This is a genomic window from Prosthecobacter vanneervenii, from assembly GCF_014203095.1.
GTDB classification, from domain to species: domain Bacteria; phylum Verrucomicrobiota; class Verrucomicrobiia; order Verrucomicrobiales; family Verrucomicrobiaceae; genus Prosthecobacter; species Prosthecobacter vanneervenii.
This window is the reverse complement of the sequence record NZ_JACHIG010000010.1, coordinates 64,813-81,766: the sequence shown is the minus strand read 5'-3', so window position 1 is coordinate 81,766 and position 16,954 is coordinate 64,813. Positions and strand designations below refer to the sequence as shown.

General features: G+C 60.7%; 16 protein-coding genes. 5 read left to right on the top strand and 11 right to left on the bottom strand.

Going from position 1 to position 16,954, the window contains the following annotated elements; translation table 11 throughout:
• Window positions 1-17: 17 nt before the first annotated feature.
• Entirely contained in the window at window positions 18-1,430 is a 1,413-nt protein-coding gene (locus HNQ65_RS20295; protein ID WP_184342421.1) for a sulfatase-like hydrolase/transferase, read from the bottom strand.
• Between the two features lie 289 nt (window positions 1,431-1,719).
• On the opposite strand from HNQ65_RS20295, the gene HNQ65_RS20290 reads away from it, so the two are divergent.
• Window positions 1,720-2,199 (top strand): hypothetical protein, encoded by a 480-nt coding sequence (locus HNQ65_RS20290; protein ID WP_221306231.1) that lies wholly within the window; start codon window positions 1,720-1,722, stop codon window positions 2,197-2,199.
• A 40-nt stretch (window positions 2,200-2,239) separates the two neighbouring features.
• Here the strand turns inward: HNQ65_RS20290 and HNQ65_RS20285 are convergent, their stop codons facing one another.
• From HNQ65_RS20285 to HNQ65_RS20255, 7 genes are all read right to left on the bottom strand, one after another.
• Window positions 2,240-3,592: a sulfatase-like hydrolase/transferase gene (locus HNQ65_RS20285; protein ID WP_184342417.1), complete on the bottom strand. Its 1,353-nt coding sequence runs from the start codon at window positions 3,590-3,592 to the stop codon at window positions 2,240-2,242.
• Window positions 3,593-3,886: 294 nt separating this feature from the next.
• A complete protein-coding gene (locus HNQ65_RS20280; protein ID WP_184342415.1) occupies window positions 3,887-5,233 on the bottom strand; it encodes a sulfatase family protein in 1,347 nt (448 codons plus the stop codon).
• Between the two features lie 39 nt (window positions 5,234-5,272).
• On the bottom strand, window positions 5,273-5,875 hold the full coding sequence (locus tag HNQ65_RS20275; protein WP_184342413.1) for a hypothetical protein: 603 nt from the start codon (window positions 5,873-5,875) through the stop codon (window positions 5,273-5,275).
• Between the two features lie 3 nt (window positions 5,876-5,878).
• Window positions 5,879-7,381 (bottom strand): sulfatase-like hydrolase/transferase, encoded by a 1,503-nt coding sequence (locus tag HNQ65_RS20270; protein ID WP_184342411.1) that lies wholly within the window; start codon window positions 7,379-7,381, stop codon window positions 5,879-5,881.
• A gap of 11 nt (window positions 7,382-7,392) precedes the next feature.
• A complete protein-coding gene (locus HNQ65_RS20265) occupies window positions 7,393-8,865 on the bottom strand; it encodes a sulfatase family protein (protein ID WP_184342409.1) in 1,473 nt (490 codons plus the stop codon).
• 45 nt (window positions 8,866-8,910) lie between these two features.
• Entirely contained in the window at window positions 8,911-10,380 is a 1,470-nt protein-coding gene (locus tag HNQ65_RS20260) for a sulfatase family protein (protein WP_184342408.1), read from the bottom strand.
• A gap of 48 nt (window positions 10,381-10,428) precedes the next feature.
• Window positions 10,429-11,283: an alpha/beta hydrolase gene (locus HNQ65_RS20255; RefSeq protein WP_246438483.1), complete on the bottom strand. Its 855-nt coding sequence runs from the start codon at window positions 11,281-11,283 to the stop codon at window positions 10,429-10,431.
• 519 nt (window positions 11,284-11,802) lie between these two features.
• Here HNQ65_RS20255 and HNQ65_RS20250 point away from each other — a divergent pair.
• A complete protein-coding gene (locus HNQ65_RS20250; protein ID WP_246438480.1) occupies window positions 11,803-12,885 on the top strand; it encodes a DEAD/DEAH box helicase in 1,083 nt (360 codons plus the stop codon).
• Window positions 12,886-12,887: 2 nt separating this feature from the next.
• Here the strand turns inward: HNQ65_RS20250 and HNQ65_RS20245 are convergent, their stop codons facing one another.
• The 3 genes from HNQ65_RS20245 to infA are packed head-to-tail and all read right to left on the bottom strand — an operon-like array spanning window position 12,888 to window position 14,334.
• On the bottom strand, window positions 12,888-13,292 hold the full coding sequence (locus HNQ65_RS20245) for a hypothetical protein (RefSeq protein ID WP_184342401.1): 405 nt from the start codon (window positions 13,290-13,292) through the stop codon (window positions 12,888-12,890).
• Window positions 13,289-13,840, bottom strand: a complete 552-nt coding sequence (locus HNQ65_RS20240; protein WP_184342399.1) for a ribonuclease H-like domain-containing protein — start codon at window positions 13,838-13,840, stop codon at window positions 13,289-13,291. The genes HNQ65_RS20245 and HNQ65_RS20240 overlap by 4 nt, the downstream gene beginning before the upstream one ends.
• A 26-nt stretch (window positions 13,841-13,866) precedes the next feature.
• Window positions 13,867-14,334, bottom strand: coding sequence for a translation initiation factor IF-1 (infA, locus tag HNQ65_RS27025; RefSeq protein ID WP_343076576.1), 468 nt, complete (start codon window positions 14,332-14,334; stop codon window positions 13,867-13,869).
• Between the two features lie 160 nt (window positions 14,335-14,494).
• Here infA and HNQ65_RS20230 point away from each other — a divergent pair, with 160 nt between their 5' ends.
• From HNQ65_RS20230 to HNQ65_RS20220, 3 genes are read left to right on the top strand one after another with little or no spacing between them, the layout of a single operon-like run.
• Window positions 14,495-15,001 carry an RNA polymerase sigma factor gene (locus HNQ65_RS20230; RefSeq protein ID WP_184342397.1) on the top strand — a complete coding sequence of 169 codons (507 nt, stop codon included), beginning with the start codon at window positions 14,495-14,497 and terminating at the stop codon, window positions 14,999-15,001.
• Between the two features lie 9 nt (window positions 15,002-15,010).
• Entirely contained in the window at window positions 15,011-15,316 is a 306-nt protein-coding gene (locus tag HNQ65_RS20225; RefSeq protein ID WP_184342396.1) for a hypothetical protein, read from the top strand.
• A 30-nt stretch (window positions 15,317-15,346) separates the two neighbouring features.
• Window positions 15,347-16,897 (top strand): hypothetical protein, encoded by a 1,551-nt coding sequence (locus tag HNQ65_RS20220; protein WP_184342393.1) that lies wholly within the window; start codon window positions 15,347-15,349, stop codon window positions 16,895-16,897.
• Window positions 16,898-16,954 lie beyond the last annotated feature (57 nt).

Sequence of the window (16,954 nt, the reverse complement as noted above, 5' to 3'; positions counted from 1 at the left end):
ATCACAAAGGCTCTTGTTTACTCTCCAAATTCTTTCCGCAGATCCACCTTGTCTCCCAGCTCGTCGGAGAGCTTCACCACCCGCTCATACATCTCCTTTTTCTTCGCCGCATGCTCGGGCTTGCCTGCCAGGTCGTTCATCTCCAGCGGGTCTTCAGCGAGATGGTAAAGACGCAGCACCTTGGCCTTCGGATACGCGATCAGCTTCCACCCGTCGTGGGTGACGGCGCGTTGCAGATCCAGATACGCACCATACACCGACTCGTAGCTGGACTGCTTCTGCGTGCCCTTCAGCAGCGGCAGCAGGCTGTTGAAAAAGACATGCTGCGGCCTCTCGGCACCGGCCAGATCCAGCGCGGTGGCCATCACGTCCTGCAGGTAGATGGCGTTGTCATTCTTTGCACCCTTGTCCACACCGGGCCCGGCCACGATGAAGGGCACGCGCACGCTGTGGTCATACATGTTCTGTTTGCCGATCAGCCCATGGTGCCCCACGGCCAGCCCGTGATCAGCGGTGAAAAAGATCCACGTGTTCTCCGCCAGCCCGCTTTGCTCCAGCGCATCCAGAATCTTCCCGATCTGCAAATCGAGGTGCGTGATCAGCGCATAGTACTCGCTGCGGTGCGTCTTCACGGCCAGCTCCGTTCGTGGCATCGGCGCCAGGTTTTCATCGCGCAAACTATGCGGGCATCCCATCGCATCCTTGTAGGGGTACTCGGGAATGAAATTCTGCGGCATCTGCATGCGGCTCAGCGGATACATGTCCTGATATTCCTTCGGGGCCTGCCGCGGATCATGCGGCGCATTGAAGGCGGCGTAGATAAAGAAAGGCTTCTGCTGCTGCTTCGCATCCGCAAGAAACTCTGCCGTATGGTCCCGCACCACCTCGCTCCAGTGCTTCCCACCCTCCCAGTAGCCGCCGAGGGCTTTGTCATACGGGCTCCAGGCATCAGTCTGGTTTTCGATGGGACGGTTGTACGACGTGGGCACCGTCTTGGGCATGCCCTCGCGCACATCGGCGGCCACGTCAAAGCACTTGGCCGCGTTGGTCTTCAGGTGCCACTTGCCCGTGATGTAGGTCTTGTAGCCCGCCTTGCTCATCAGCTGCGGCCACAGCACACCGCTCTGGCGCTCCTTGTCCGTGGTGTTGTACACCGCATCCGCGCTCCACACACTGCGCCCGGTGTTCAGCATCGTGCGGCTCGCCACACAAACCGCACCGCTCCACGATCCCATGTTGTACGCCCGCGTGAAAGTGGTGCCGCGTGCGGTGAGCCGGTCCAGATTCGGCGTGTCGATGTCCGTATGCCCAAAAGCCCGCACGGCCTCGTAAGTAAAATCGTCGGCAAAGAGAAAGAGGATGTTCGGGCGCGTCTCTGCGCCGTGAAGGGTGGAACAGAGAAGGAAGATGATGGCGGAGAATCGAAACATGGCGTTTGAGCGTGGATTCAAAAACGCAGGGAGTCGGAAGAAAAATCTGCCAAAAGTGTCTCATATCATCGAGAGTGGAGGCAGACATGCATCTGTCCATCGAGCCGGTTCGGATGGCGCAGGAGTTTTTCCCAATGCTCTTCCCATGGGCGCGTGAGCCAACAAGAATATTGCATTGCAAACAAAGGGGCGGCTAAATTGACTGCATGAACTCCAAAGTCCGTCGTAGCACAGCCAGTCTTTCGGCGACAAAGAAGTTCATCAAACAATGTTTCTGTCGATAAATTAGATGTTCGGTAAAGAACTGATCCCAATGAAACACTCATTAGTAATCGTCGCTGCTGCCATTTCGATCGCTCAGGCAGAGCCCGTTATTTCGAATCTCGAATGGCGTCCTGCATGTGATGGCGCAATCATTGAAGTAATCTCGGATCGCGGCAAGATTTTGGGCATTCATGCGAGCGCCTTTCACTCAGCGGTGATCGCCGAGTGGTCGATTCATTATGCCGATGGGGTTCCGGTTTCAGCAGAGTATAGGGAATTGAAGCGCGGACGCATTCAGAAAGGTGACCGCGTCGGAGATTATTCGGGTGAAAATACCATGAAGGAGATTAGCACCTGGACCTGGAATGGGGATCATTTCCCCATCAAGGACAAGTCGCGAAGGGAGGAACTGGAGGATATCCTCAGGGCATCAAAAAAAGAAGCTGAACAAGTCGGCTCCAGACAACCCGCCACTCGTCCCGAGAAGAAGTCTGAAGGTAACTAAGATTTGAACTTCGACGACCTGACGACGCGGCCTGATTCAGTCACTCTTCCTTCTTTTTCTTCTTCCCCTTCTTCGCTGCCTTTTCCTTCCCTTTGCCGGAAGCCATGAACTCTTCATCGAGCTTTGCCGGCCGCGCGTCAGTATAGCGTTCCAGAGCCGCCTGCAGCTTCGCTTTCGCTGCTGCAGCTTCTCCGCTGAGCGTCGTGGTGGAGAGATCCTGCTTTTCCGCGGCATCGGCGCTCAGATCATAAAACTTCCCGCTGCGGTAGAGCTTGTAGCGCTGATCAAAGGCATACTCCTTCACCGTCATGTCCTGGCTCTGTCGCGGGGAATACCAGGAGTACAGCCACTCGCGCGGCGCGCCTGCTTCACCTTTCAGCTGCGGCAGGAAGCTCACGCCATCCACATTCTCGGGCACTTGGGCACCAGCGGCGGCGCAGATCGTCGGCAGGAAATCCGTGCTGCTGATGAGATCCGCGCTCACACGCCCTTGCTTCATCACCGCAGGCCAGCTGACAATCAGCGGCACATGCGTCCCATTTTCGGTGGTGCTGCCCTTGCCGCCTTTGTAGTCCGTGCCCTTGAAGCGGCTCGGAGTGCCCGCACCCGTGCCGTTGTCTCCCAGAAAGATCAGCAGCGTGTTCTCGCGGATGCCGAGTTCGTCCAGCTTGGCCACCAAGCGGCCCACCATCTTGTCCATGTACGCCACCATGTCGGCAAAGTGCTTCGGAGCCTGCTGCTTGTTCTCGCTGCTGATCGTGGGGTCCCAGTCCGGGCTGTCAGGCGTCGGCTGATAGGGGCTGTGCGTCAGCATCATCGGGTAATAGAGAAAGAAAGGCTTCTCCTTGTTCTTGGCGATGAAGCTCAGCGCAAAGTCGTTCACCAGCGTGGGGCCGTACTCGCCGTGGGTGAAGTCCTTCTCCACGCCGTTGTACTCGAGGCCCGGATTCGCATAGCGCGGCGGGCGTCGCGTCTGCTGCCACAGGCAGGACTCCTCAAAGCCAAAGTGCTGCGGCGAGTCCACCTCATGCCCTAGCTGCCACTTGCCGCAGATGCCGGTGGCGTACCCTGCGCTTTTGATGAGGCTGCCAAAAGTCGTCTCCGTCCGCAGCAGCGTGCCGAAGTTGATGTAATTCCGCACATTGTAGCGCCCCGTCATGAGTTGCACCCGCGTGGGCGTGCACAGCGGTTGCACATGGCAGTTTTCAAAGCGCACACCACTCGCGGCCAGCTTGTCCAGATTCGGCGTCTGGTACGATTCCCCGCCATTGGCCGTCACGCACTCGTAGCCGAAATCATCCGCCATGATGAGAATCAAATTCGGCCTGACCTGCGCCGAAAATGACGAAACCAAGACACCGAACGACGACAGGAGACCGAGAAAAAACTTCATGGAGCCTCGGGAACGAAGCGAGACGGCGTGATCTTCTGTGTGAGTTTACAGCAAATCACAAAACACATTTTCGTTGAGAGGGCCGTCTATGGTGAGAAAGCGCTGGGCTCCGATGGCGGCCTGCTAAGGACAACAAACCCTGCCCGCACACGGCTCGCGCATGCCCAGCGCTGGTAGGGAGGCTGGTCCTCCAGCCTCCGCCGAACGTCTCCGCGTTCTCTTTTCGGAAATCCGTTTTCGAATGTGCTGTATAGCGGCCCAGTGCCTGTGCAATTGGGCAACGCACACAACACACTACTCCGCCTCCGGCTTCTGCCACGGCGTCGCACCCCCAATCTGCACATGCATGCGCAGCGCGGTGGAGAGTTCCTTGAAAACCTTCGGCGCCTTGCCCATCAGGTTTGTCTTCTCCTGCGGATCGTTCTTCAGATTGTACAGCTCCAGCGGGGAGTACGGCGTGTTCTGCATCAGCTTCCACTCTCCCCGAATGATCGCCTCATAGCTCCTGCCGCCATAGGCAGGGCCGCCCTCGCGGCGAACGAAATAGAGATCACGCTGCGCTGCGTCGAGCTTGCCGCTATTGAGGATGGGCACAAGGCTCACCGCATCGAGCTTGGGCGAAGGCTTCAGGCCCGCGAGTTCCAGGAACGTGGGGAACAGATCAAAATTCAGGCCGGTATAGTCGCTGCGTGATCCCGCCTTGATATGCCCTGGCCAGCGCACGATGAAGGGCACGCGCAGGCCGCCGTCGTAGTGGCTCGTCTTGCCATCGCGCCAGGGATCGTTGTTCTGCGAATGCGGCAGTGATCCTCCGTTGTCAGAGCTGAAAGCCACTACAGTGTTTTGCTCCAGCCCCAGCTCTTTCAGCACCGCCAGCACCTGACCGACGCGGTTGTCCAGATGCTCCACCAGCGCGACATTGAGTGCGCGATGCTCATCCAGCTGCGGCGCACGCGCCTTCACCTTCGCCACCCATTCCTCCGGCGGCTCGATGGGGAAGTGTGGCGCATTGAAAGCCAGGTAGAGAAAGAAGGGCTTCTTCTCCTTCGCACGCTCGCGGAAGTAATCTTTGGCCCAGTCCGCGAAAATGTCCGTGGCATGGCCCTTCGGATCAATCTCCTCCGCATTCCGGCGCATGTAGTTGTGCCCCTGGCGCAGATGCGTGGTGTAGCTGTCCATCATGTCGCCGAGGAAGCCGTGGAAGAGATCAAAGCCGCGCTCATTCGGCGTGTTCGGAGACTCCAGCCCCAGATGCCATTTCCCGATCACCGCCGTGTGGTAGCCAGCCTTCTTCAGCTCATTGCCAATGGTCGGAATGCCGGGCGCGAGGTAGCCCCACGAGTCTTCCGGATTTGTGCGGATCACACCCGGCACACCCACGCGGTCCGGATACCGCCCCGTGAGCAGCGCCGCCCGTGAAGGCGAGCACACCGTGCAGTTCGCCCTCATGTTCGGAAACAGCATGCCCTCCGCCGCCAGCTTGTCGATGTTCGGCGTATGGCAGTCCGAGGCATGGTAGGTGGACACATCGCCGTAGCCGAGATCATCAGCATAGATGATGAGGAAATTGGGCTTCGCTTCGGCCGCAAATGCTGAAGCGAAAACGAGCAACGATGAAAGGATGAGCGCGAGGATTTTCATGGGTTGGAGGAGATTGCACAAAAGAATCTTGCGGTTGGATCAGTCAGCTATGGCGAACACGTGGGTGGGATGAAACCAAAGTTCGTCACCTTTATTGATGGCGCTGTGAAGGAGAGGTTGGTTTAGGAGGCGACCGCGATAGTCGCCATAGTCATTATTAACCTCAATTAACTCCACCCACATGTTTTCGGAGTCGTTGCCTCGACGTTCTGACCATTCGTCTGCGAAACGGAATATTAATTTTACTGATTGTCCTGCTTGAAGACTTTCACGATCCTTAGCATCCGGAATATTGCAGAACTTTGAATACGCAGTCGCGTCATCCAAATAAAAGCCATTCTCTTCGAACACAGGATAGGGGTGATGCCGTGATCTTGTCCACGGAGCATGCGGATTGCAGCGCTCGGCTTTCCAGCCATAGGGTAGATCGTGCAGTTCTCCGATGCTGGGATCGAGCTCATACACATGTTCGAGGCAAACAATCCTTATGTCGGGTTGTTCAGGATCCCGATCTGGATGAAACTGCCATGCGCCATCATCCCAATCGTGATACACACGACAGATCGGTTCGCCTTCCAAAACATATCGTGAGACGAAAGCTGCCGTGTTGGTCGCGTCTGTGAATGGCCAATCTTTGTTCATGACTCACTGTTTTCCTTTTTTCTTCTTACCCTTCGGCGCAGGCTCAGGCACCGGTGGCAGCCCATCATCTGGCTGATTCCAAAAGCGGTACGGATCATTCAGCCGCCGCATCTCTGCCAGCAGCAGTGCCTCCATCTCCGCCAGCTTGGCAGCATGCTTGGGATCTCCCGCCAGATTCGTCTTCATAGGATCGGCGTTCCCGTGCTCCTTGAGCAGCTCATCCGGATTCGCGGCCAGATTAAAAAGCTGTGTCTCATGCACCGCGCCGTTCATGACATCGTATTTGATCAGCTTCCAGTCTCCCTGCTTCACGCAGCGCATGCCAGGCTTGGTGCCGCCACAGTACACACCATACATCACATCGCGCATGGAGCTCGTCTTCCCTTCCAGCACCGGCTTGAAGCTGAGTCCCTCATTGCTCTCCGGTGCAGGAATTCCGGCCAGATCGCAGAGCGTCGCCACAATGTCCAAAAGATAAATGTTTCCCGGCACGCGGCTGCCGGGCTTGATGCCCGGACCTTTGACGATGAAGGGCACGCGCCACGTATGCTCATAAAGGTTCTGCTTTCCCTGCAGTCCATGCCGCCCGATGGCGATGCCGTGGTCCGCCGTGTAAATGATATACGTGTTGTCCAGCTCGCCCATGGCCTTCAGCTTTTCCAGCACGCGGCCGATCTGAATGTCGATGTTCTCGCTGCACGCGAACTCGCGGCCGATCTCATTTCGGATGGTGGCTTCATCACGATTGCGCCATACGCCGCTGACATCCACTTCATCGCGCACGTTGGCATCGCCGTTGTTAAACGGGTGCGCTTTCAGGTAATTCACGGGCAGGGGTGGTTGCTTGGCATTCAGCGCAGGCAGCGTATTCGGATCTTCGTGATTCGTCGCACCATACTTCGCCAGCAGCTCAGGCCGTCCATCACGCGTGTCATGCGGATGCGAGAAGCCGAAGTTGATGAGGAAAGGGTCCGTGTCCTTCTTCGCCTCGCGCTCGTTCAGGTAGTCCATCACTCGGTCCCCATGCCAGGTGCTGCCGCTTTCGTCGGTGCCGCCGCGCTTGGTGGCATCATGCCGCACGGTGAATTGCTTGTTGGCGCCTTCATACGAGTTGCCCTGCTTGCAGGTGCGCATGGTGTCATAACCGGCGCGATTGAACACAGCCGCCAGCGTGTTCAGCTCCAGGTTCGGCGGGCAGTGCTCCTTCGCCAGGGGGCCGATGGGCAGATGCCACACCGTGCGCCCGCTCATGATCATGTGCCGCGAGGGCGTGCACACCGCCCCCACAAACGCGCCCATGTGCCGCGCGGAATCAAACACCATGCCCTCCGCCGCCAGTCTGTCTATGTTCGGACTCTGCAGCACCGACTTCGGATTGTAAAACTTGAAGTCAAAGGGCGACTGGTCATCCACCACGATGAAAAGAAAATTCGGCCGCTTTGCAGGAGCAGCGAACGAAGAACTCAAAAAGCAAAGCGAGAGCAGCAGGAGGGGCAGAAGCTTCATGGCGTTGTTGATCAGTTGGCGGGTGCCGCCTTGGCTTTTTTGCCAGCGCCTTTCTTGGCTGGTGTGAACTTCTTCGCCCCACGCTTGTCCATCGGCAGCAGCGCGCCGCCGCGCGCGTTCATCTCGGCGTCGCACAGCGCACGCATCTCCTTCAGCGCCGCCGCATGCGCGGGATCGTTCGCGAAATTTTTCAGCTGATCGCGGTCAGACTCCAGATCGTGCAGAAACTCATAGGCAGGCTGCTGGTCAAAGTAGCGTGCATACACATAGCGCTGCCCACGGATGCCCTCCCACGTCAGCGTGGGCGCCAGGTCCAGGTGCTCGCAGAAGAAGTGATCCCGCCAGGGCTTGTCGCTCCCCTTGCCATCGATGAGCGTGGAGAGGCTGCGGCCTTCATACGCGTCAGGCCGTTTCACACCCGCCCAGTCGAGAAAGGTGGCGGGCAGGTCCACATTCAGCACCAGCTCATCCAGCACACGGCCGCGCTTCTCTTTGGGCACACGCGGGTCATAGACGATCATCGGCACGCGAAGGGACTCCTCATAGTGCGACCACTTGCCCTGAAAGCCACGGTCTCCCAGGTAGTAGCCGTTGTCTCCAGAATAAACGATGATGGTATTTTCTGCCAGCCCGGCCTCCTTCAGTGCGGCAAGCACACGCGCGATCGCCTTGTCGATGCCGCTGATCATGCGGTAATACGCGCGCACGTTGATCTCATACTTCTCCGGCGTGTCGTAGCCCCAATACCAGCGCTCGCGGTTGATCGAGTCTTTGAGAAACTGCGGATGCGCCTCGTAGATGGCCGGATCTCCCAGGCGCGCAGGTGGGATGGAGCGGTCCTCATACATGCCGTCGGTGGACTGCGGCCATGGGTACAGGCCGATGCCGGGCCGGTGGTCATTATCTTCAGCATGCGCCGCATTGAACCACAGGTTCAGCGCGAAGGGCTTGTCCTTCGGCTGCGATTTGATGAACTCGATCCCTTTGTCGCACACGATGTCCGTCTCGTGCCGCTTGCTGCCGTCGGGCATCGTCTTGATATACGGATTCCGCCCCACGGCCTCGTATTCGTCATACTGCGCCTCAGGCTTGAAGCCCTGCGGGGAGATCATGTGCCACTTGCCAAAGTGCCCGGTGCGGTAGCCTGCGTTGCGCAGCAGCACGGGGTACATCGTGGCCAGCGCCTCCGGCTTCACCGTGGGGATGGCATCACGCTGCGCATGGGTGCGGGCCCACTGTCCCGTCAGCACCACCGCACGGCTTACCCAGCACACCGCCGTGGTCACATGCGCATTGCTAAAGCGCACGCCCTGTGCCGCCAGAGAATCCACCGTGGGCGTCTGCACAATGGGGTGCCCCGCACAGCTCTGCGTGTCCCATCGCTGATCATCGGCAAAGAGAAAGAGGATGTTCGGGCGCGATTGGTCAGCAGCCATCGAAGATGCTGCGAAACCGAGAAAGAGCAGGGTGCTGACAAATTTCATGAACCTCTGCGAACGCTGCCACCATCGCCAATCTTCCGCCTGAGATCAGGGAATGCGTTGGTCTGAAGAAAGCCCGTAGCTCTTCTCCCACCAGGCCACGCGCTCGGCGTCGCTGGGCTGGCCTTTTTTCAGCCGTGTCTTCCACACACGTTCGTATTCCAGCCGCTTGTCTTTCTGGATCTGGTCCAGCGGCGGCTCAGTTTGGGGATCGCCCTGCGCGCCCTGATCGTGGCTGCTCTGAATCCACGCATCCATGGCCGCGTTCAGCTCCTTCACTTTCGCAGCCGCCTGCGGTTCTTTGGCCATGTTGTGCAGATCGGTCTTGAGGTCATAAAGCTCCAGCGCCTCGCGTTGTGGCGTCAGCCATGCGGCCTGCAGCTCATTGAGTTTCCCTTCCTGGTTCAGCACGCGCAGCAGCGGCATGCCCGGGTAGCTGTACTCCTTGTAGCCGGACCAGTTCAGGTGCGGGAGCTCGGGGTGGAAATTCCGCACAAAGATCGCATCCGCCTCGATCACCGCCCGGATGCGGTCCATTGCATCGCCACAGCGGTCACGTGCGGCAAAGAGCATGCTGCGCTGCGGGAACTCCCCTCCGAGAATCGCCTTCCCCTCCATCCATGGCGGGATCGGCAGCCCCGCCAGCCGGAGCATCGAGGGCGCGAGATCGATCAGGCTCACCAGCCGCTCCTCCACCGCACCCGCAGTCACTCCCGGCCCGCGCAGGATCAGCGGCACCTGCAGCCCTTCCGCATTCAGCCACTGCTTGCCCCAGGGCATGGGCCGTCCGTGATCTGCGAAAAACATGACGACGGTGTCCTCCAGCACTCCCTCCGCGCGCAGCTGGTCCAGGATCAATCCCACACGCTGGTCCACCATCTCCACGCTGCGCTGGTAGGCATACCAGTCCCGCCGCACCAGCGGATGCTCAGGGTAGTTCGGCGGGATCTGGATGGCCTTCAGCTTTGCCTCATCATACTGCTCAGGAATCGGAAATGGCCGGTGTGGCTCGGTGATCTGAAACTGCGCAAAAAACGGCTGTCCCGGCGCGCGCTTCCGCCAGTCGCTGCCATCGTACATTTTGGCCGGATCGTGCTCAAAATTGTAGTGCGTCTTCGCCTTGGTCACCGTGCGGCCGTTGCGCACCGTGCCGGGCGCCGCCGCATTCGTCACAAACCAGCCCGCCTCACGCAGCATGCCCGGCAGGTGCTGGTAGGGCGCTGGCAGCGGCTGTGGGTTCTCCGTGTCATGCGGATGCAGCCCCGTCGTCGTTTGATAGCACCCCAGGATAAAAGCTGAGCGCGAGGCGCTGCACACCGGCGCTGTCGAATACGCCCGCGCATAGCGCCGCCCCTCCGCCGCCAGCCGGTCCAGATGCGGCGTGCTCACGTCCTTCAGCCCATAGGCCCCCGTGTCCGGCGACATGTCATCCGCGATGATCCACACAAAATTCGGCCCCGCAGCGACAGCCGCAGTGTGGAGCGTCAGATAGAAAAGACTGGTCAGGACAAACTTCATGCGCAGGCATGAACGCAGTCTCCACCCGTTTGTGTCAGCGAGTTTGCCTCACCGCTCGGGAATCCATTTCTGCGCCTTCAGCCAATAAATCAGATCGCCAAACCACGGATGATTCGTGCCGATCAGCCCCGTCCCATGGTCGCCATGCTGGTACAGGTGCAGCTCATGCGGCACGCCATTTTGATGCAGCGCGGCGGCATACAGCTGTGCGTGCTGCACCGGCACCAGCTTGTCCTCAGCCGTGTGCCAGAGAAAGCACGGTGGCAGACCCGGGCGTACCTGCAGCTCACTGGAGGTCAGGCGCACCAGCTCTTCACTGGGTTTCTCGCCGATCAGCATTTTGCGCGAAGTCGCATGCGGATTGGTGATCATGCTGATCACCGGATAGCACAGGATCGCCAGATCAGGCCGCGCGCTCACGCTCGCAGTTTGTTCGCGTCCCTCGATCTCGCCGTCCTCAGGCCGGTTGATCAGCGTGGAGGTCAGATGCCCGCCAGCGGAGAATCCCATCACGCCGATTCGCTTGGCATCGATCTTCCACTTGTCGGCATTACCCCGGATCTGCCGCATGGCCTCCACTGCATCCTGCAGTTGCGCCGGGTAGCGGTAGCCCGCGCTGCCCAGCCGGTAGCGCAGCACAAAGGCCGTGATGCCCTGCTCATTCAGCCATAGCGCAAACGGCTCCGCCTGCCCCTCGTAGATCCCCGAGTAGCTGCCACCCGGGATCAGCAGCATCGCCGCGCCGCTGGCCTTGGCAGGCACATACGGCGTCAGCGTCGGAATGTCCTTGGCCGCCGTGCCCAGAGCCCCAGGCGCTCCGCCCGGCCATAGCACCAGCGGCTTCTCCGCCGCAGGCAAAGATGCATGGCTGAGGAGCAGTAGGATCCAAGTAAGATGTTTCATGACGGCCAGAGTCTTCATGCAGCGTGAGATTCTCTTTGAGTTTGTCCGTGTTTCACGATCAGGCGGCATGTCGGGATGGAGACAACCTCGAAGATCGTCAGCACGACCAGAAGTCTCCAAGCCACCTTGCGGGACGACTTCAGCAGGATGCAAAGAGTTGTACCTCCAAAGAGTGCTGCTACCACACTTAGCACGGCAGTGCCCGCCACAATTAATACTGGCTGCATGTTGCCATAAACTGCCTCTACGACTGCGACGCCCCAGCCGACTGCTACGACTGGAAAGCATAGACAAACGGCAACAACCCAGCAGTAGAGAGGCCAGTTGCGGCTCGGCTTGCGCGACGTGTTCGGTTCATGCAGTGCCATTGAGACCAGTGATACTCGATGACTTGAAGCATGGAAAGATTGAATCCTCACCGACAAGCATTCCGCTGGCAATTCACCTCATTGTGATGGACAGCACGGGATGTCAGAAACGCCGCCCCATCCTTTTGCCGCCCTCGGAGTCCCCACGGACATGCTTCGTGCTCTGGAGGAGCTGGGCATCGTCACCCCCACCGAGGTGCAGCAGAAGGCCATCCCCTTCCTCATGGAAAATGGCGGCGATCTCATCGCGCAGGCGCAGACCGGCACCGGCAAGACCGCCGCCTTCGGCCTGCCTCTGCTCACCAAGGTGAATCCGAAGTACCGCGACATCCAGGCCCTCGTGCTCGCGCCCACTCGCGAGCTCGCCAAGCAGATCGGCAAGCAGCTCTTCCGCTTCACCAAATACTTCCCGCAGAAAATCTTCGTCGAAGTCGTCAGCGGCGGCGACAAAATCGACCGCCAGGCCGAGGCCCTCCAGCGCCCCACCCACATCGTCGTCGCCACCCCGGGCCGTCTGCTCGACCTCCTGGAGCGCGATGCCCTCACACTCGAGTTTGTGCGCTACGTCGTGCTCGACGAGGCGGACGAGATGCTGAGCATGGGCTTCAAAAAGCAGCTCACCGAGATCCTCAAGATCGCCGCCATGCGCCGCAGCACCTGGCTTTTTTCCGCCACCTTCCCCGGCGGCATCCAGGAGCTCATCCGAGGCTACATGTCCGCCACCGCGCACCGCATCCAGATCGATGAAAGCAATGTGGTCAATCCCGACATCGACCACCGCTTTGTCGTCTGTCCGCGCGACAAAAAGACCGCCTACATCTCCGACTTCCTCCAGCGTCAGAAGGACCGCCGCGGCATCATCTTCTGCCGTACCAAAGCCGGCGCACGGGAGCTGCACGAGGAGCTCGTGGCTCTGGGGCTGCCCGTCGGTGTTCTGCAGGGGGATCTCATGCAAAAGGAGCGGGACAAAGTCATGCGTGCCTTCAAAAAGCAGCGCGTACAGTTCGTCATCGCCACAGACGTCGCCGCGCGCGGCATTGATGTGGCGGACCTCTCCTTCGTCATCCACCATCAGCTCCCTGAGCAGATGGAGTACTACACCCACCGCAGCGGCCGCACTGCCCGCGCGGGAAAGAAAGGCATGTCACTCGCGGTCGTGGACCCCAAGGAAAAATGGCAGCTCAAGCAGGTTGAGGATTCCCTCAAAGTCCGCTTCAGCGAGTATCGGAAGTAGCCTCACTTCCCACCGCGCAGCCAGCGCCCCAGCAGCAGGAGCATCAGCGTCGTCGTGGCACCCGTCGCATCGGCGATGAGATCACGCATCGTCTCACCGATGCTGTATTGAATGTGCGTGTGCAGGAAGATGTCCGAGGCAAACTCCCCAAACTCCCAGAACACACCCACTGTGCACGCCAGTGCAAAGGCGAAAAGATAGCGCGCAAACAGCGTCAGCTGCCCCAGCCAGTGCCCAAAGAAATCCAGCGCATGCCAGAGAAAATACGTGATCGCCAGCCCGCCGCTGTAATGCATCACAAAATCCAGCGGCTCGCGGAATGGCGTGTGTTGGATCAGGCGATGAAACACCAGCACCGCCAGCGGTGCCCACCCGGCATGAAGCAGCAGGCGGATCAGCGGTTTCATATCCGCGGCCAGTTCACCTTCGCGATCTGCTCGCGGCCGTTGCGGTCATGGTATTTCACGTGGCCGTTTTCCACGCCGTACTGGTGCACACACATGGTCACCTTCACGTCATAGCAGCAGTATTCGGCGATCTTGGCCACCTCTCCCTGCTGCCACCATTTCAGCGCATCCAGACCGTCGGCCGTCTTGCCTGCGCCGATGGTCGCCGAGGCCACGGCCTCCAGCTTGATGCGGTGGCCCAGCGTCTTTTCCAGATCGATCAGCAGATCCAGGCTGTGCGGCAGGTCCGCAGGGTCAAAGAGCAGGTCATGCCCCTTCAGCACCTCGTAGTCAAAGCCGATGTGGTTGTACCCCACCACCAGGTCCGCCTCCTTCAGCTGGCGGATCAGCGCAGGCGCCTCGTCCTGCGTGTAGATGGAGTATTCGTTCAGCCGCGTGCTGAAGGTGCACGCCACCGAGATGCCCATCATGTGCTTGTTCCCCCAGCCGCCCACGTCATTCGCGGTGCGGCGGGTTTCCAGGTCAAAGTAAACAATGTCTCCAGCCATGATGATCGCGGGCTCTGCGGGAGGGCTTAGCCGATGCGATACACGATGCGCGCCTTGTCCATGTCATACGGAGACATTTCGATCTTCACCGCATCGCCGATCACGAGACGGATGAATTTCTTGCGCATCTTGCCGGAGATGTGCGCCAGCACTTCATGGCCGTTGCGCAGCTTCACGCGGAACATCGTTCCAGCGAGCACGGCCGCGATGGTGCCTTCCAGCTCGATGGCTTCTTCCTTCTGCTTGGCCGGTTCCTCAGGTTCCGGCGGACGCGGCGGCGGGGAAAAGCGCTGTCCTCCGGCGGGACCGGGGCCACTCGGGCGGCGCGGCGGGCCACCACGATTGGGGCCTTGGCCGGGACCACGGCTTGGGCCGGCTGCCGGACCGCGGTTAGGACCGGCTCCTGGGCCACGATTTGGGCCGGGACCACGGTTGGGGCCGCCGCTGGAATTGCCTGGGCGTGAGGGGCCGCGATTGGGAGGAGGACGAGACATGCGTGAAAAAAAAGATGGGCGGGAGGATGCTGCCACCGCCGGGGATTACAAGGGTAATTTTGTGCCGCAGGCGGCAGGAAAGCCCATTGTGGAAATTCGGGCAGACAAAAAACTCGCCCGCCTGCGTCCTTGTCGCTGAAACTGCCTCCTTCCCCTGCGCATGTCCGTCGCACCCACACTGCCCGAACTCTACGATGCCCACGCGGCCGGGCTGTTTCATTACTTCGCCAGTTTCACAGGCACTGAGGCGGACGCCAGGGACCTGCTGCAGGACTTCTTTCTCAAGCTGGGTCGGCAGCAGATCCCGCCGGGCATCGCCAGCATGCGCGCCTGGCTCCTGCGGCTGGCTCACCACCACGCCATCGACTGGCTCCGCCGCCATCAGGTGCGGCGGCGTGCGGAGGAGGCCGCTCCTGTCGAGGTCTTTGCCACGCATGCAGATCCGGATCAAGCGGAGCTCGCACGGCAGCTCACGCGCGCCCTGGCTGCCCTCCCGCTTGAGCAGCGCAGCGTGGCCCAGCTCCGGCTCTGGGACGGACTCACCTTTGAAGAGATCGCAGACGTGCAGGGCATCCCGCTGAACACCGCCGCCAGCCGCTACCGCTACGCCTTGGAAAAACTCCGCACCCAGCTGCGCCCGCTCTACGACGAGCTCAAACCCTCATGAGACACCGCCATGAACCCGGAACCCGATCCCTTTGAAAACACTCTGCGCGCTCTGCAGCGTCGCCCCCTCCCGGCAGAATGGCGGCAGCAAATCCTGCAGGCTGCCTTTCTGGCCCCAGTACCGTCTCAGCCCGCCCGTACCCCGCGCTGGCTGCTTGCTGGCTGGGGCCTCGCCTGGGCCGCCACGCTCGTCCTCTACCTTGGCACCCCGGCGGAGCCGCAGCCTCTGTCCTCCAGCGCCCTGACCACCACACCGCCCGCCCGGCTGTTGCAGCAGCACAGCGCCGAGATCGAGGCCCTGCTCGCGGCCAACTGACACCCCTTTCACTTTCTACCACTTCATACCATGCTCCGCCGCCTTTTTTCCAAACGCACCGCCCGCGTCCTTCTCTGGCTCTTCATCTCTCTCCTAACCCTCGTGGTGCTGCTCCACGTGTGGACAAACTGGAGCGGAGCCCGCCGCTGGGCTGCCGCCCGCGTCCTCGTGGAGAACGAGGGGGAAACATTCGACTTCCACTCCCTGCTGCCGCAGACGCCTCCGGAGGCGCAAAACCTCCTCGCCATCGAGCCCCTGCGCGGCATCGCCGCCGTCGTGGAGGGAGACGCCTCCAAAGGCGAGCCCGGCACCAGGCGCAAAGCTCTTGAGGCGCTCAAATGGACCGGCACCGCCCCCGCCGCCCAGGGAGTCGCATCTGGCCAGGCCACCGACTTCCGTGACTGGGTCAAGTTTCTACGCGACTCCAAATACCTCGACCTGCCCGCCACCCCCGAGCCCACGGCCCGCGACGTGCTCGCTGCGCTGGATGCCAGGCACCCCCTGCTCAAACAAATCTCCGATGCCGTGCCCACCCGTCCCCTGGCCATGTTCACCCCCGGCCTGCACGAGCGTCCGCTGCCCGAGCTGCTGCTCAGCATGCCGCTGCCGCACTACACGGCTGTGCAGGGCCAGGGCCGTGCGCTGGGTCTTCGCGCCCGCGCCGCTCTTGCAGCCGGAGACAGCGCCGAGGCCACGCGCAGCATCCTGGCTGTGCACCTGATGGCTCAGGCCTGCGAGCAGGAGCCCCTGCTTATCAGTTTCCTCGTGGGTCATTCGTTGGAGACTCTCGCCTTGGAGCCTCTCTGGCAGGGGCTGAAAGACCGCTCCTTCACCCCGGAGGATCTCCAGCGCTTGCAGTCCGCCTTCTCCTCACCAGACCAGACCACCCGCGCCATGCTCCAGGCCATGCGCGGGGAGATGGCAGCAGGCTACAATGCCCTCGACCTCCTCCAGCAGACCGCCAGCGGACGTCGTGCCATGGACGAGATGCTTTCAGGCGCCCTCTCCGCCAGTGGGCGCAGCACCAGCCGTGCCCTCCTGCGCCTGGTCCCCGGCGGCCTCTTCGACCACTGGAAAAGCGTGCTCGTCGAGCTGGAAATGCAGCAGCTCATTCTCCCCCTCAAACAAGACGGCCTGCACGCCGCTCTCACCGCCAGCGAAAAGATGATGGAAGCTCTGAAGCAGCGCTCCAATGTGCTGCGCCATCCCGACTACCTCGTGGCCAGGCTCCTCCTCCCCTCCGTCACCCAGGTCAGTTGCAATGCCCTGCTCATCGACGCCCGCCGCAGGCAGGCGCTCACCGCCCTCGCGTTGGAGCGCTTCTTTGTCAAAAACGCCCGCTATCCCGCCGCGCTCGCAGAGCTGGCCCCGGACTACCTTCCCGCCATCCCCACAGATCCCTGCGACTCGCAGCCCCTCCGCTACCGCACCACTCCCGCAGGCCGCTACGCCCTGTGGTCCATCGCGTTCGATGGCAAAGACGACTCCGGCAAAGTCACCCCCGATTCCAAAACCAGCCCCAAGCTCTCCAAGCGCGAATACAAGGGCGACTGGACCTGGACCTACGATCCGGTCAAGTGATGCAGGTACTCCTGCCTGCAATGCGAGCTGCCCGGCACATCCTCACCGCCGCCCGCC

What these genes read in the sequence shown, in the direction of transcription:
- HNQ65_RS20265 (WP_184342409.1), bottom strand. Translation starts at nt 8,865, where the DNA reads ATGAAATTTGTCAGCACCCTGCTCTTTCTCGGTTTCGCAGCATCTTCG.
- HNQ65_RS20225 (WP_184342396.1), top strand. Translation starts at nt 15,011, where the DNA reads ATGAACCCGGAACCCGATCCCTTTGAAAACACTCTGCGCGCTCTGCAG.
- HNQ65_RS20260 (WP_184342408.1), bottom strand. Translation starts at nt 10,380, where the DNA reads ATGAAGTTTGTCCTGACCAGTCTTTTCTATCTGACGCTCCACACTGCG.
- HNQ65_RS20220 (WP_184342393.1), top strand. Translation starts at nt 15,347, where the DNA reads ATGCTCCGCCGCCTTTTTTCCAAACGCACCGCCCGCGTCCTTCTCTGG.
- HNQ65_RS20245 (WP_184342401.1), bottom strand. Translation starts at nt 13,292, where the DNA reads ATGAAACCGCTGATCCGCCTGCTGCTTCATGCCGGGTGGGCACCGCTG.
- HNQ65_RS20280 (WP_184342415.1), bottom strand. Translation starts at nt 5,233, where the DNA reads ATGAAAATCCTCGCGCTCATCCTTTCATCGTTGCTCGTTTTCGCTTCA.
- HNQ65_RS20270 (WP_184342411.1), bottom strand. Translation starts at nt 7,381, where the DNA reads ATGAAGCTTCTGCCCCTCCTGCTGCTCTCGCTTTGCTTTTTGAGTTCT.
- HNQ65_RS20285 (WP_184342417.1), bottom strand. Translation starts at nt 3,592, where the DNA reads ATGAAGTTTTTTCTCGGTCTCCTGTCGTCGTTCGGTGTCTTGGTTTCG.
- HNQ65_RS20250 (WP_246438480.1), top strand. Translation starts at nt 11,803, where the DNA reads ATGCTTCGTGCTCTGGAGGAGCTGGGCATCGTCACCCCCACCGAGGTG.
- HNQ65_RS20240 (WP_184342399.1), bottom strand. Translation starts at nt 13,840, where the DNA reads ATGGCTGGAGACATTGTTTACTTTGACCTGGAAACCCGCCGCACCGCG.
- HNQ65_RS20295 (WP_184342421.1), bottom strand. Translation starts at nt 1,430, where the DNA reads ATGTTTCGATTCTCCGCCATCATCTTCCTTCTCTGTTCCACCCTTCAC.
- HNQ65_RS20275 (WP_184342413.1), bottom strand. Translation starts at nt 5,875, where the DNA reads ATGAACAAAGATTGGCCATTCACAGACGCGACCAACACGGCAGCTTTC.
- infA (WP_343076576.1), bottom strand. Translation starts at nt 14,334, where the DNA reads ATGTCTCGTCCTCCTCCCAATCGCGGCCCCTCACGCCCAGGCAATTCC.
- HNQ65_RS20230 (WP_184342397.1), top strand. Translation starts at nt 14,495, where the DNA reads ATGTCCGTCGCACCCACACTGCCCGAACTCTACGATGCCCACGCGGCC.
- HNQ65_RS20255 (WP_246438483.1), bottom strand. Translation starts at nt 11,283, where the DNA reads ATGAAACATCTTACTTGGATCCTACTGCTCCTCAGCCATGCATCTTTG.
- HNQ65_RS20290 (WP_221306231.1), top strand. Translation starts at nt 1,720, where the DNA reads ATGTTCGGTAAAGAACTGATCCCAATGAAACACTCATTAGTAATCGTC.